This window comes from Pantoea sp. PGP6, assembly GCF_053474785.1.
Genome location: NZ_JBQBMA010000001.1, coordinates 2,672,048 through 2,686,526 on the forward strand (window position 1 = coordinate 2,672,048; position 14,479 = coordinate 2,686,526).

General features: G+C 58.2%; 13 protein-coding genes. 7 read left to right on the plus strand and 6 right to left on the minus strand.

Translation table 11 applies throughout. The features are described 5' to 3' along the window. The first annotated feature begins 115 nt into the window (after positions 1-115). Entirely contained in the window at positions 116-1,000 is an 885-nt protein-coding gene (locus ACLIBF_RS13030; protein WP_279810308.1) for a DMT family transporter, read from the plus strand. A 48-nt stretch (positions 1,001-1,048) separates the two neighbouring features. Next, a complete protein-coding gene (locus ACLIBF_RS13035; protein WP_448309934.1) occupies positions 1,049-2,413 on the plus strand; it encodes a CoA transferase in 1,365 nt (454 codons plus the stop codon). Between the two features lies 1 nt (position 2,414). Here the strand turns inward: ACLIBF_RS13035 and ACLIBF_RS13040 are convergent, their stop codons facing one another. The 3 genes from ACLIBF_RS13040 to ghrA are packed head-to-tail and all read right to left on the minus strand — an operon-like array spanning position 2,415 to position 4,726. Beyond that, entirely contained in the window at positions 2,415-2,981 is a 567-nt protein-coding gene (locus ACLIBF_RS13040; RefSeq protein WP_279810309.1) for a TorD/DmsD family molecular chaperone, read from the minus strand. A 27-nt stretch (positions 2,982-3,008) separates the two neighbouring features. Beyond that, the gene (locus ACLIBF_RS13045; RefSeq protein ID WP_069729187.1) at positions 3,009-3,746 is read right to left on the minus strand and encodes a phosphatase; all 738 of its coding nucleotides are present in this window, start codon (positions 3,744-3,746) and stop codon (positions 3,009-3,011) included. A 38-nt stretch (positions 3,747-3,784) separates the two neighbouring features. Beyond that, positions 3,785-4,726, minus strand: a complete 942-nt coding sequence (ghrA, locus tag ACLIBF_RS13050) for a glyoxylate/hydroxypyruvate reductase GhrA (protein WP_279810310.1) — start codon at positions 4,724-4,726, stop codon at positions 3,785-3,787. On the opposite strand from ghrA, the gene ACLIBF_RS13055 reads away from it, so the two are divergent. The 3 genes from ACLIBF_RS13055 to ACLIBF_RS13065 all read left to right on the plus strand — a co-directional run bounded on the left by ACLIBF_RS13055 (position 4,716) and on the right by ACLIBF_RS13065 (position 8,913). Continuing rightward, positions 4,716-4,877 carry a hypothetical protein gene (locus ACLIBF_RS13055; RefSeq protein WP_158087056.1) on the plus strand — a complete coding sequence of 54 codons (162 nt, stop codon included), beginning with the start codon at positions 4,716-4,718 and terminating at the stop codon, positions 4,875-4,877. The two genes, ghrA and ACLIBF_RS13055, sit on opposite strands and share 11 nt — an antisense overlap. Before the next feature lie 59 nt (positions 4,878-4,936). Next, positions 4,937-6,622: an alpha,alpha-trehalase TreA gene (gene treA, locus ACLIBF_RS13060; RefSeq protein WP_031377878.1), complete on the plus strand. Its 1,686-nt coding sequence runs from the start codon at positions 4,937-4,939 to the stop codon at positions 6,620-6,622. A gap of 191 nt (positions 6,623-6,813) precedes the next feature. Beyond that, complete coding sequence (locus ACLIBF_RS13065; protein ID WP_448309936.1) at positions 6,814-8,913, plus strand: TonB-dependent siderophore receptor; 2,100 nt, start codon at positions 6,814-6,816, stop codon at positions 8,911-8,913. A 61-nt stretch (positions 8,914-8,974) separates the two neighbouring features. Here ACLIBF_RS13065 and ACLIBF_RS13070 read toward each other — a convergent pair whose 3' ends face one another. Further along, positions 8,975-9,223, minus strand: coding sequence for a GlsB/YeaQ/YmgE family stress response membrane protein (locus ACLIBF_RS13070; protein ID WP_031375306.1), 249 nt, complete (start codon positions 9,221-9,223; stop codon positions 8,975-8,977). Positions 9,224-9,435: 212 nt separating this feature from the next. Here ACLIBF_RS13070 and ACLIBF_RS13075 point away from each other — a divergent pair, with 212 nt between their 5' ends. Both ACLIBF_RS13075 and ACLIBF_RS13080 read left to right on the plus strand, forming a co-directional pair. Next, on the plus strand, positions 9,436-10,170 hold the full coding sequence (locus ACLIBF_RS13075) for a flagellar brake protein (RefSeq protein ID WP_089561028.1): 735 nt from the start codon (positions 9,436-9,438) through the stop codon (positions 10,168-10,170). 98 nt (positions 10,171-10,268) lie between these two features. Next, on the plus strand, positions 10,269-11,399 hold the full coding sequence (locus ACLIBF_RS13080) for a mechanosensitive ion channel family protein (protein ID WP_031375304.1): 1,131 nt from the start codon (positions 10,269-10,271) through the stop codon (positions 11,397-11,399). Positions 11,400-11,553: 154 nt separating this feature from the next. Here the strand turns inward: ACLIBF_RS13080 and ACLIBF_RS13085 are convergent, their stop codons facing one another. Both ACLIBF_RS13085 and ACLIBF_RS13090 read right to left on the minus strand, forming a co-directional pair. After that, entirely contained in the window at positions 11,554-12,972 is a 1,419-nt protein-coding gene (locus ACLIBF_RS13085) for an L-fucose/L-arabinose isomerase family protein (protein ID WP_031375303.1), read from the minus strand. Between the two features lie 18 nt (positions 12,973-12,990). Continuing rightward, positions 12,991-14,478, minus strand: a complete 1,488-nt coding sequence (locus ACLIBF_RS13090) for an FGGY family carbohydrate kinase (protein WP_448309939.1) — start codon at positions 14,476-14,478, stop codon at positions 12,991-12,993. Position 14,479 lies beyond the last annotated feature (1 nt).

The window sequence follows — 14,479 nt, forward strand, 5'->3', positions numbered from 1 at the left end:
GTCTTATGATTTTATTTTTCTCAGCGCGACAGAAAATTTCTAACCGCTGCTGCCTGAAATGCCCTGGTTCGTGCCATCATTAGCCAGCTAAGCAAAAAAAGTTAAGGATATTATTGTGGCGGTGCGGCATTTTTTTCTGGTTCTGATGGTGGTGTGTATCTGGGCCTTCAACAACGTGGCGGTGAAATGGGGCTTACTTGAGCTTCCGCCGCTGTTTCTGACTTTTATGCGTTTTGTGGTGGTCGCCATTGTGCTGGTGCCGTTCTGCCGCATCACCCGACAGCAGCTACCCTGGCTGTTGCTGCTGGCCTTTACCTTCGGCTTTATGCACTTCTCGCTGCTGTTTGCCGGTATGCGGTACACCGATGCCGGGACCGGCGCAATCGTGGTTCAGCTCGGTACGCCGATTGCCATGCTGCTGGCGATGGTGGTGTTAAAAGAAAAGCTGAAGCTGGTGCAACTGGCCGGCATTATGATCTCGCTGAGCGGCGTGGTAGTGCTCTCCGGCAGCCCGACCATTCCTACGTGGTGGGTGCTGTGCCTGCTGTTGTGCAGCGCAACCGGCTGGGCGGTCAGCAACCTGATTGTCAAAAAATCACCGTCAATTAAACCGCTGACCATGACCGGCTGGATCGCCTTCCTCGCCATCCCGATTGTCGGTGTTGCCAGCCTGGTGATGGAGTCGCATCAGCTCTACGCCCTGCGTCATGCGGGCTGGCACGGCTGGTTTGCCATCCTCTACAGTGCCATCGCCTCATCGATTGTCGCCTATACGCTGTGGTATATGCTGCTGAAGAAATACAACGTTAACCTGATCATGCCCTACTCGCTGCTGACGCCGGTGCTGTCAGTGCTGATGGGGATTGTGGTGCTGGGTGACAGCCTTAACAGCTTCAAAATTATTGGTGCCTCGCTGGTGATCCTCGGCACGGCGATTGCGGTGATCAATCTGCGTAATCTGCGAATGCATGCCCGCTTCCCGCGTCTGCGGCGACGTTAATCACGCGTGCTATGCTTGAGTGATTGTCACTCGTCAGGAGCACAGCACATGGACCATCAGCTCGCCACGTCCCTCTGGCAGCAGATGTGGCAGGGATTGCGTGGCAACGCCGCAGCGCATCCGTTACCCACCTTTGTCGATAACGCCAGTTTCCCCGCCGCCTTTGCCGTCAGTGAACTGGCGGCCACCAGCATCGGCCTCGCCACGCAGGCCACAGCCGCCCTGATCAATACCAGTCGCCCGGTTGAGGTGAATGTCCGGCTGGCGTCGCGCTGGTTTCAGCACAGTTTTATGCCGCTTAATCGCCCTGCACCCGCGATGTGGGATGCCTTTGCCGGCGATTACGCCAGCCGCGATGGCTGGATCCGCCTGCATACCAACGCCGCCCATCATCGGCAGGCGATGGAGCGGGTGCTGGGCCAGCACGCTGACCGTCGCTCGCTGGCGCGTGAGGTGCAGCGCTGGTCCGCCGGTGAGCTGGAGCAGGCGATCGTTGATGCGGGCGGCTGCGCCGCGGAGATGCGCAGCACTGCCGCCTGGCAGCAGCATCCGCAGGGCCAGGCCGTGGCTCAGGAGCCGCTGTTCGCCTGGCAGACCACCGGTCAGGCCGCCGCGCCGCAGTGGCAACTGCCCGAGGCACGTCCACTGCTCGGCATTCGGGTGCTGGATCTGACGCGAATTATTGCCGGCCCGGTCGCCACCCGCTTTCTGGCCAGCCTCGGTGCCGATGTGTTGCGTATCGATCCGCCAGGCTGGCAGGAACCGTCGCTGGATGAGGAGATCACCTGTGGCAAGCGCCGGGCGGTGCTCGATCTGACGCGCCCTGCCGATCGCGAGCAGTTTAGCCACCTGCTGCGTGAGGCCGATGTGCTGGTACACGGTTATCGGGCGGATGCGCTGGAACGGCTCGACTTTGATGCCGCTACCCGACAGGCGCTGGCACCAGGGCTGGTTGACGTCAGCCTGAATGCCTGGGGCTGGCAGGGTCCGTGGCGCAACCGGCGCGGCTTTGACAGCCTGGTGCAGATGGGCTGTGGCATTGCCGAACAGGGAATGCAGTGGCAGCAGAGTGATAAGCCGACGCCCTTGCCGGTGCAGGCGCTGGATCATGCCACCGGTTATCTGCTGGCAGCGGCAGTACTGGAGGGATTACGTCAGCGGCTGGCTAACGGATATGGCAGCCAGGTGCGGCTATCGCTGGCGCGCACCGCCTGGCTGTTGCAGCAGCATCCTGCGGCACCGGGCAGCGATCAATCAGCTATCCTGGCGAAGACAGAGGATAATCTGCCATTTTATGAGTTAACGCAGTGGGGGCTGGGCGTGAGGTTGCGGGCGCCATCCTGGCTGCCCGGTACCGCACAACTCTGCGCGACGCCGGGCTGTCTGCCGGGTACGCACCCGGCATCATGGTAAATCAGGCATCCTGCTGGGAGTCGGTGCTGTCGAGCAGTTCATTGTACATCGCCTGAATCGCCTCACGGCTGAGGGCGGCCAGCGTGCGGTAAAACGCGGTGGTAGCGTGCGCTTCAACCTTACCGAGGAAAGTGCCGCACCACGGCAGCAGATACTCTTCAAACAGCGCCAGCTGGGCGCTGCTCTCATCTTCCGCTGACTGATCTTCCAGCCATGACGCCGCCAGCAGCAGTACGCCAAAATGATCGGCAGGCGCATCGCTCAGCGGCATGCCGCGTGAGGTCAGAAAGGCGCGCACCTCCGGTTCGGTTTTTCCTTCCGGCCACTGTGACGCATACGGTGACACCTTACAGTCGCTGCCGACAAACAGCGCATTGTAATCGGCGGCCAGCGCCTGCGGATCGCTGTTCTGTTGCAGACGGGTCAGCAGTTCGTCCTGCTCCAGCGGCCACTGCGCCTGCAGTTTTGCCTCACGCAGCAGGGTAAACAGCGGCACCAGCAGCGGGTCCTGCGGCTGACGATTGAACAGTGAGCCGATCACGCGGCACAGAATGGAAAACTCATTCATGAGTCAGTTTCCTTGAGGCAAAGTAAATTAAAAGTCAGCCAGTTCAGCAATATGTTTGCCGGTACGCTGTTCGAGAAAGTCGAGCAGACGCCGCGGCGTGACATTTAACACCCGATCCTCTGGAAAATCCACTTCGCGGGTGATGCGCAGGCAGTGTTCAAAATGGCCGAGCGTAAAGGCGGTGTGTGAATCTGAGCCAAACGCCAGCCGCCCGCCTGCGTCACGCACCGCTTCAGCGATTGCACGGCAGTTAGGTTCACTGCCCGGACGCGAATGGGTAAAGGAAGAATTATTGATCTCCAGCGCCACATCGTAGTGGGCTGCAGCCTCGGCGATTGCCGGAATATCCACCGGGAATTTCGGGTTACCCGGATGGCTGATGATATGCACCAGTCCCCCCGCCATCGCCGCAATCATCGCGTCAGTATGGTGTTTTCGGTCACGCGGTGCGTAGACCGGCTCATGAAAGCCCGCCACGATCAGGTCCAGCGCATCCAGCATCGGACCGGAGCAGTCAATCTCGCCCTGCTGGTTTTTAATATTGGCTTCAATACCGCGCAGAATCCCGACGCCATCAATCACCCGCGGCCAGATGCGCATATTGATGAAGTGCCAGTAATGCGGTGCATCGGCCATATCAGGCCCGTGATCGGTAATGGCAAACAGTTTCAGTCCCGTTTGTCTGGCCTGAGTGACGTAATCGTGCAGCGTACTGTAGGCGTGCGTACTGGCGATGGTGTGCATATGCAGATCTACCGGATACATCATCTTCTCCTGCTGATAGCCCTGATTGGGCAGGGTAATTAGTAGCCACGCTGACGATCGACCCGCCCCTGCGGTGTTTCTCCCGCCTGATGCTGGTGAATCGCCCGGGCGATATAGTCAATAGCTTCGTCGATTAAGGTTACCGCAGCATTATGCGGTGTCAGCGTAACGCGCGGGTGAGACCAGAGCGGATGCGATTCCGGCAACGGCTCGACCTGGAACACATCCAGCGCGGCGGCTTTCAGCTGGCCGCTGTTGAGCGCCGCCAGTAAATCCGCTTCCACCACCTGCGCACCGCGTGCGATGTTGAGGAAGAAAGCGCCGTGCGGCAGCTGCTGGAAAAAGTCGTGATTGATTAGGTTGATGGTTTCCGCAGTGCTGGGCAGCAGGTTGATTAATACCCGGGTCTCTTGCAGAAAATCGTGCAGCGCCTCACGGCCGGCAAAGCTGGTTACGCCCGCGATCTGCTTCGGCGACCGGCTCCAGACCCGCACCGGGAATCCCCAGGGTTTAAGCGCTTCCGCCACGCTCTGCCCCAATACCCCGGCACCGAGAATACCGATGGTGAAGCTGTCGCGCGGGTAAGCGGGCAGCGGCTGCCAGCAGCGCTGCTGTTGCTGTAACCGGTAATCGTCAAAGCGACGGAACCAGCTCAGCACGCTGTGGACCGCATACTCCTGCATCTGCCGCGCCATACCGGTATCTTCCAGCCGGAACAGCGGCACCGTCTCCGGCAACATATCCGGATACTGCTGTAGCTGGCGGAGAATTTCATCAACCCCGGCACCCAGCGCAAACACCCCGCGCAGCCCGGCGCGCCCTCGCAGCATCTCTGCTGGCGGAGAACGCACCAGCGCATAATCGGCCGGCCTCTCATCGCCCGGTTGCCAGGCGCGTACCCGCGCCTGCGGCAGACGCTGTTGTAAACCGTTAATCCATGTCGCGGCGGGTTGCGACGGGTGATACCAGATGATCTCCATCCTGCTCTCCTTTTTTTCTTTCAGCGTCAGGGAAAACCGGCATCAGGGCAAGCAAAAACCGGCTGGAAAAAACGCTTTTTTCAGTAAAAATTATTCACGTGGCTTCACATTTCCGGTTGGCTTCAGGGTGAAGCGGGCAGATAAGGTCTAAAGTTGGTCGTGTGGTCAATGCGTTACACGCGGCCGCGTTTCGGACAAGGAGAAAAACCGATGACAAAAATTGAGGTAAACGCCACTGAACGGCGTCAGCGTTATGCACCCCTTCTGCTCACGCTGCTGCTGAGCGTACCTGCCTTCACCGTTCACGCCGACGACACGTCGCGTATGCTGAATAATCAGCCGCAGCCGCCGGATGTCCGTTTAGGGCCACTGTTTAATGCCGTACAGCAAGCAAAGTTCTTCCCCGATCAAAAAACCTTTGCTGATGCAGTGCCAAAATACGATCCGGCATCGATTCTGGCCGACTGGCAGATGCAGAAGAAACAGCGCAACTTTGATCTGAAACGCTTTGTTGCCGCCAACTTCACGCTGCCCACTCAGGGCGATAAATATGTGCCGCCTGCCGGGCAGAATCTGCGTGACCATATCGACGGCTTATGGCCGGTGCTGACCCGCACCGCCAGCAGTGCCGGTCAGTATGACTCGCTGCTGCCGTTGCCGAAACCGTATGTGGTGCCGGGCGGCCGTTTCCGCGAAGTCTATTACTGGGACAGCTACTTTACGATGCTCGGCCTGGCGGAAAGTGGCCACTGGGACCGGGTGCAGGATATGGTGGATAACTTCGCCTCGCTGCTTGACCGTTACGGCCACATTCCGAACGGCAACCGCAGCTACTACCTGAGCCGTTCGCAACCGCCTTTCTTTAGCCTGATGGTGGACCTGCTGGCGAGCCACGATGACGGCAAAGCCTATACCCGCTACCTGCCACAGCTGCAGAAAGAGTATGACTACTGGATGGCCGACAGTGACAAACTGGCCGCCGGCTCAGCCAGTAAACGCGCCATCAAACTCAGCGATGGCACGGTACTGAACCGCTACTGGGATGCGCGCGATGTGCCGCGTACCGAATCCTGGATGGATGATGTGACCACCGCGAAGAAAGCGCCACAGCGCGACAAGGCGGAGCTTTATCGCGATCTGCGTTCTGGCGCGGCATCGGGCTGGGACTTCAGCTCCCGCTGGTTCACTGATGCCCACAATCTGGCGACCATCCGTACCACCCAACTGGCACCGGTCGATCTCAACAGCCTGATGTTCCATCTGGAGCAGACGCTGTCGAAAGGCTATCAGATGAATAAGCAGGACGATCTGGCGAAGCAGTTTGCCGACCGTGCGGAGAAGCGTCAGGCCGCGATTAACCGTTACCTGTGGGACAGCAAACAGGGCTGGTATGCCGATTACGACTGGCAGAAAAAACAGGTGCATTCGCAGCTGACCGCCGCCACGCTGTTCCCGCTTTATCTGCGGGTTGCCAGCGATAAGCAGGCTGAAAGCACCGCCAGTGCGGTGGAAAAACAGCTGCTGAAACCGGGCGGACTGGTGACCACCACCGTCAATAACGGTCAGCAATGGGATGCCCCGAACGGCTGGGCGCCGCTGCAATGGGTGGCAGTGGAAGGTCTGGAACACTACAACCAACCTAAACTGGCGAAAGAGGTCGGGCTGCGCTTCCTGCAGAACGTGCAGAACACCTATGACCGCGAACACAAGCTGGTTGAAAAATATGTCGTTGAAGGCAAAAACCTCGGCGGCGGTGGTGGCGGTGAATATCCGCTGCAGGACGGCTTCGGCTGGACCAACGGCGTCACGCTGAAACTGCTGGATAAATATTGCCCGAAAGATAAAACCTGTAACAGCGCCCACGATATTCCTCAGGCGTCTGCCGCTCAACCCTGATGTTCTCTGGAGACCGTCGGCCTTGCCGGCGGTCTCTGCCCTCGCCTTTTAGCGAAATTTACTTGACGTTCTTCGATTGCCAGGCAAAATTGCAGCGAACTTACAAACGGTAATAATTCTCACTCTGATAATGAGAATGCTTATCGAGGCTATTATTCACCTGCTGAACCTCTGCCATGAAAGGAATTTCAATGAGATTGCCCTCGCCGCTGAAAGGTTATGTCCCGTTCTGCACCCTGGCGCTGACCGCGCCGGCTCTGAGTTTTGCTGCTGATATGGTGGTCACAGCCCAGCCGCAGGAGCAAGCTGACTCCCCGACACAGGGATATCTTGCCACGACCAGCCAGGGCGCGATGAAAAGCGATCGTCCGCTGATCACCACGCCACAGTCGGTGTCGGTGGTGACGCGCCAGCAGATGCAGGATCAGGGCGCGCTGATCCTGAATCAGGCGCTCGGCTATACCTCCGGCGTATTTACCAACTTCGGCGGTGCCGCGACCCGTTATGACACCATTGCCCTGCGCGGCTTCCACGGCGGCGATGTTGATAACACCTTCCTCGACGGATTACGGGTGATGAGCGACGGCGGCAGCTTCAACGTGTTGCAGGTCGATAACGCCTTCCTGGAACGGATCGATGTGATTAAAGGCCCCTCTTCTGCTCTGTATGGTCAGACGGTACCGGGCGGGCTGGTCAACATGGTGACGAAGCGTCCTCAGTTCAGTGAAGAAGGCCATATCCAGTTACAGGCGGGTAATAACGCCACCACCGGGGCGATGTTTGATTACACCAACGCGATTAACGATCAGTGGGCGTTTCGCCTGACCGGTGTGACCCGCAACAGCGATACGCAGTACGACCATACCCGTGAAGAGAAGTATGCGCTGATGCCACAGCTGATGTGGCAACCGGATGAAGATACCCATTTGATCCTCAAAGCCTATCTGCAGAAAGATCCGTCCGGCGGCTATCACGGCTCGGTGCCGGGCGACGGCAGCCTGAGTGAGCATAACGGCTATAAGCTGAGCAACGGTTTCTATGAAGGCAACAGCGATCTGGATCAGTTCAAGCGCCGTGAACAGATCTACAGCTACGATTTCGCCCATCGCTTTAACGACGTCTGGTCGTTCTCCTCCACCGGCAGCTACAGCCATTCCAACGTCGATCTCGATCAGGTTTATCAGATTGGCTGGAGTGCGGTAAATCCTGACCTGCTGAATCGCTACTATTCCGGTGAGCGCTCCTCTCTGGCCGGCTGGGCTACCGATAACCGGCTACAGGCGGAGTTCGCTACCGGGCAAGTGGAACATCGGGTGGCGATCGGTGCGGAGTATCATCGCTATAAGAATGAGATCAGCAGCGCGGCCGGCGGTGCCTCACAGCTCAATGCGGTGACCGGCGAACAGGTTGGCGCAATGCCGGCCTACAGCTGGAGCGATGAAACCCGCCGCTACTATCAGACCGGCCTCTACCTGCAGGATGAGATGAAGCTGGATCGCTGGCATCTCGATCTCTCTGGCCGCTATGACCGGATTGTCGCTAACAACAGCGGCAACGATCGGCGGCAGGATGACCACATCAGCGGCCGCGCGGCGCTGCTTTACGCGTTTGACAACGGTATCTCGCCTTATGTCAGCTGGAGCCAGGCGATCACCCCAACGGCACTGACCGATCCTGATAACAACCTGCTGAAACCAACCACGGCAGAGCAGTATGAAGCCGGGGTGAAATATCAGCCGAACGGCACCCGCGATCTCTATACGCTGGCGGTCTATGACCTGACGCAGAAGGATGTGGCTAACCGTAATGTCCAGGACGGCACCTATACGCCGTCCGGTAAAGTGCATTCGCAGGGGATTGAACTGGAAGCGCGTAATCAGCTAACGCCACGTCTGAGCACCGTCGCCAGTTACACCCTCAATCACCTGCGCTTTAAAGATTCAGTTGATGGCAATGAAGGTCACACGCCTTACGTGACGCCGAACAGCATGGCGGCCCTGTGGGGTCATTATCAGTTTGATTATGGCTTAAGCGCGGGCGCGGGCGTGCGTTACATCGGCAAACAGTGGGCAGACAACGAAAACACTACCCGTGTGCCGTCAGTTACCCTGTTTGATGCTTCGGTGCGTGCCGATCTCGGGGTCTGGAACAGCAGTCTGAAAGGCGCGTGGCTGCAGGTTAACGCCAATAACCTGACTGACCGTAAATATGTGGCGGGCTGCTACGGCACCGGCTATTGCTACTGGGGCGCGGAACGCAGCGTGATGGCGACGATAGGTTACGATTTCTGATCGCCAGAAGTGAAAAAGGGGACGAAGCGATTCGTCCCCTTTTTTTATTAAACTGTTACGATCAACTGCGTACTTTGCGGTAGATAAACAGCACCACGATGGCACCAATGACTGCAACTACGAAGCTGCCGAAGTTAAACCCATCGACACGACCGAAGCCAAACAGCGTACTGATCCAGCCACCCACTACGGCACCGATAATACCCAGCACGATAGTCAGAATGAAACCGCCACCGTCTTTACCCGGCATGATCCACTTCGCCAGAATACCTGCGATTAAGCCAAAGACGATCCAGGAAATAATACCCATCTGTTGCTCCTTCCTTTTTTTGATTAAATCGTGAACGCTTGATTAATCAAGCGGTTTACCGCGATAAGTATAGACAGGTTTTCAAAAAATGTTTACTTGCTCACAGTTATTATTGACCGGACAGAGGCTAAAGCTTTTTTTTGCCACGCCGATAACGGAGATGAGGCAAAAAAAACAGAACAAATAAAGCACTAACCTTTTGGAGCCAGGAAGTGAAAGAAGCCGATCAGGAACAATATTTAAAACGGGGCACGCTGGCCGTGCTGGGCGTAATGAAGGATCTGCTGCGTTTACAGACCCCGCTACTGGTGAGTTTTTCCCGTGGGCAATTTATCAGCCGCATGCTGGCTGCCGATGAAGGCCAGTTGCTGTTTGACCTCGGCAGTAACAACCTGGATAACGACTACGCCCTGAACTGCGATGACCTGAGCATTACGGCGGAAACCTATGGCGCTAAAGTAGAGTTCAGTCTCGCTGCGCTGACGCGGGTTGAGTTCGAGGGACTGCCTGCCTTCAGCGCGCCGCTGCCTGAACTGCTGTGGCAGATCCAGCGTCGCGAATTTTTCCGCGTCAATGCGCCGCTGGAACCGCAGTTCTGGTGCCACACCGAGTGGCCCGACGGCAATAAAGCGCGCCTGCGACTACAGGATTTATCGCTGGGCGGAATCGGTGTGCTGGTGGATGAACCCCTGCCTGAAGGGTTACAAACCGGCGACAACTTCAAAAAATTTCGCGTCGAGCTGGGCGAATATGGTCATTTTGAAGTGCCGGTAAAGCTGTTGCACATTGGCGAACGCAGCGTGGTCACCCATAAAAACGAAACCCGCATTACGCCGCGACTCAGCTTTCGCTTTTCAGCCCTCGATCCGGTGCAGGAGCGACAACTGCAGCAGGTTATTTTTGCCCTTGAGCGCCTGGCGCGCGATAAATCGACCCGTTTTCAATAAGTTCTTTTTCCGGATGCGCCGCACAGTTGCGCCGCATCCAGGCTATGCTTCTTGCTTGTTTTCTTTTAAACCGGAACCCAGCAAGGAGTATCTCCCCAATGGAAAACTGGCTTTCTTCACGTCATTTTCAATCCATTCTGTTTAATCAATCTTTCTGGCTCAACAGTGCCATCGTCATCGTCGCTACCCTCGTCATTTACTGGCTGCTGCGTACCCTGATCCGGTTTATCTCTAACCGTATTGCCCGCTATAGCGAACATCGCCATATTCGGGCCACCGGCATCCTGGTGGAAATTCTGCGCAGCACCAGTCAGACCCTGCTGCTGATTTTTTCGCTGCTTATCGCGCTGAAATTTGTCGATTTACCCGCCTCGTGGCGCGTAGCGATATCGCACGGCTGGTTCCTGGCGCTGATCGTTCAGCTGGCGCTGTGGATCGACTGCGGCATACGGCTCTGGCTGCACAGCCTGCTGCGCGATCCGCTGCACGTGCGCAATCCGGTCACCACGGTGATCCTCGGTATTTTGCTGCGCGTGGTGGTGTGGATCATGATGTTCCTCGCCATTCTGTCGAATATGGGCATCAACATTACCGCGCTGGTTGCCAGTCTCGGCGTCGGGGGTATCGCCATTGCGCTGGCGATTCAGACGGTACTCAGTGATGTCTTCGCTTCACTGGCCATCGGTTTCGATAAACCGTTTGAGCACGGCGACTTCATCGTGTTTGGTGATATTGCCGGTTCGATTGAGCATATTGGCCTGAAAACCACCCGCCTGCGCAGCCTGAGCGGCGAGCAGATTGTCTGCTCAAATACCATTCTGTTGCAGCAGACGATTCATAACTACAAGCGCATGCAGCAGCGCCGCATCGTGTTTAAGTTCGGTATCAGCTATGCCACGCCATCTGAGCAGGTGCGTGAAATCAGTCCGCTGGTAAAAGAGATTATCCAGAGCGTTGAGACCACCCGCTTCGACCGTGCCCATTTCCTGGCGTTTGAAGATTCGAAGCTTACCTTTGAAGTGGTCTACTTTGTGCTGGACGCCGATTACAACAAGTACATGGATATCCAGCAGGAGATTAACCTGCAGCTGATGGCAGCGCTGGAACAGCGCAACATTCGCTTTGCCTTCCCGATCCGTCAGGTCGAGTTCAGCGGCGGTAATCTGCCGCCGGTGGATCTGGTGGCGGTGGACAATGAGGATGGCGAGGTACGCAGAATGGCGCGCTAAGCCGGTTTTCTCGCCGATGCCGGCCTTCCCGCTGCTTAACGGCAAGGCCGGCGAAGATCATCCGCGCCTGTACTCGCCCGGCCCGCGCGGTCCAACGTGGGCCAGGCGAGCCACCTCTGTCCTGCTGACGCTCTCCTCGCGTACCGGCACTGAGCTACTGATGGCGGTAACAGCTGACGCCCAGATACTGGCTGAACGCCTCCTGTAACACCTCTGCCGTGGCGGAGTGGTTCATTGCCACATGATGTTCGAAACCGTTACGGCAAATCCACGCCAGCAATGACTCCAGCTGTGGCACCTGAATCACGGCGCGACAGCCCACCGTATCCAGCGGATCCTCTACTGAAAGGCCTTCGCCGACGTAGGCCTTAATTTCGCCGCTGAAATCATCAGTCGAGAGACGGAAATAGGTCAGATCGCCGCTTTTCATCCGACCATGCACCGCACCGCAGGTGTTCTCTTTGCCTACCGTGGTGCCAATAATGTCGGCCGTGCCCATAGTGGGCGATTCCAGACTGGCGCTGGCAAAATTGCCGCAGTGAAACAGCACGCATTTATCGCGATCGTCACCAAAGTTGTTATTCCAGTCCGCCAGCGAGGCGGGACTCAGCGAGCAGCTGGCCAGGGCATACATTGACAGCGCCCCCATGACATCCACTTCGCAGGCACTTGGCATCAGCTGTCCCGACATGACGCTCATGATCGAGCAGACGTTAATGCCGAGATTTTCCTGCAGCGAAGTCCAGCACTGAATCGCGGTGGTGTCGATATCGTTGTCACTGACCCACTCGCTGATCACCACGAACAGTTTCGCCATGGTTTGCAGTTTTTCGCCCGGTATGCCGCGCGCATCGGCGTTGGCTTCGAGAATCTCGCGCTTCTCCGCTACGCGGATATCATCATCACGCAGCCGGTTGGTACGGGTGAAAATCTCCGACAGATCGAGCGTTTCGACCGCAATACCCATCTTCTCCAGCAGCTTTTCGCTGTAGCGCACGGTATTGAATCCGGCGGGCCGGGCACCGATGGCCCCCACCCGCACCCGCCGCATCGCATTGACTACCCGGCAGAGCTGGCTGAACCGTTGCAGATCCTGCATGAAAATCTCACTGCTCAGGGCGCAGACGTGCTGACGGGTCAGGCTAAAGGGAATGCCATATTGCCGCAGGTTGTTGCACAGCGATATTTTGCCGCAGAAGCTGTCACGGCGGGTCGCCAGCCCCATTTTGTCGAGGTTATCTTCCTCGGCCTGCACCAGTACCGGCACATTCAAACCGGCGAGGCGTAACGCCTCTGCGATCGCTTTTTCGTCACCAAAGTTAGGCAACAACACCACCACACCGTGAATGGCATCCCGGTGCTGGCGAAACAGTTCGGCGCAGATTTTGGCTTCCTGCCGGGTCTCCACCCCGCCGAGATTGGTCTGGCTCTCATCCAGCATCACCGTATTGATGTTCATTTTTTCAAACAGCGCGACCGCCTGCTGGCGCGCCTCACCCACCAGATAGCTGGGAAAGAACCCGCGGTTGCCAATAATGACGCCGAAGGTTAACTGCTGAGGTAGTTTTGACATGGCTCTGCTCCGAAAGGGTTAATGTGGCTGATAACGACAGCGAGCGACGGCGTCGATCCAGCCTTTATAGTTTTCCTGCATCCGCTGCGCATACGCCTCACGTGGCGCGATTACGTTGCCGCCCTGCAACGCCTGCATATCACTGCCCTGCTGCCACCAGCCCAGTACTTTACCCGCCAGCAGCGCGGCTCCCAGCGCCGAGACTTCGGCGGTCGGGGCCCGCAGCAACGGGCGCTGCAACACATCCGCCTGCAGCTGCATCAGCCAGCTGTTTTCGGTGGCACTGCCATCAACACACAACGCTGGCAGCTGCTGGCCGCTGGCCTGTTCCATGGCAAAAAAGACGTCGGCGATCTGCCAGACAATCGACTCCAGCGCCACCCGCGCCAGTACCGCCGGGGTGGCCGCATCCGTCAGGCCGCACACCATGCCGCGTGCCTGCAAATCCCACCAGGGCGCGCCCAGCCCGGAGAGCGCCGGCACAAAATAGATGCCCTGATTATCTTCACTGGTTTGCGCCAGCGCGGTGAGCTGACGCGGGTCCTGAACCCCCAGCATGCTGCCGAGCCACGCCGCGCCGGAACCGGTGTGGGTGATGTTGCCTTCGAACGCAAAACGCAGGGTGCCGTCATGCCAGGCCACCGTGGTGCTGAGGCCGTTTTCGGTCAGCAGCGGCGTCGCCATTGACATCATCAGCGACGATCCGGTGCCGTAAGTGGCTTTTACCACTTCCGCTGTGCCACGCCGTTGTGCCTGCAGCGCGGCGTGGGAGTCGCCGATGCGTGCCAGAATCGGCGTGCCCGGCGCTAAGCCCGCAATATCATTCACCGCGACCACGCCCTGTTCGCTGGCGGAGGCGACAATACGCGGCAGCGCGGCGCGCGGCAGCCGGAACAGCGCCAGCAACTCATCGTCCCAGTCGTTAAGATGCAGGCTGTAGAGCTGGGTGCGTGAAGCATTGGCATGATCGGTAATAAAGGTCTCGCCCGCGCTGAGCTGCCAGCTAAGCCAGCTGTCCACGGTGCCAATACAGAGTTCACCCGCTTCGGCACGCGCCACGCCGTCAGGGATAGCTGCCAGCATGCCGGTCAGCTTGGCAGCCGGGAACATCGGGTCGACCGCCAGCCCGGTCAGGCCGGTGATACGGGGCGCTTTACCCGCCTGATGTAAATCCCGGCAGAACGGCTCGGAGCGCCGATCCTGCCAGCTCACCAGCGGCGTCAATGGCTGACCGTCGTGGCGCTGCCAGATCAGCACCGACTCACGCTGATTACTGATCGCCACCGCCGCCACGCTGGCCCCGCCACAGGACGCCAGGCACTGCGCGATCGCCTGCTTTACTGCCTGCCAGATCGCCAGCGGATCCTGCTCCGCCAGCCCCGGTTGCGGATGCGCCAGCGTTAACGCCTGGCTACCGCGCGCCACTACGCTGCCAGAACGATCAACCGCAATCGCTTTGGCATTGGTGGTGCCTTCATCAATCGCCAGGATCAGGGGTCCCACCATC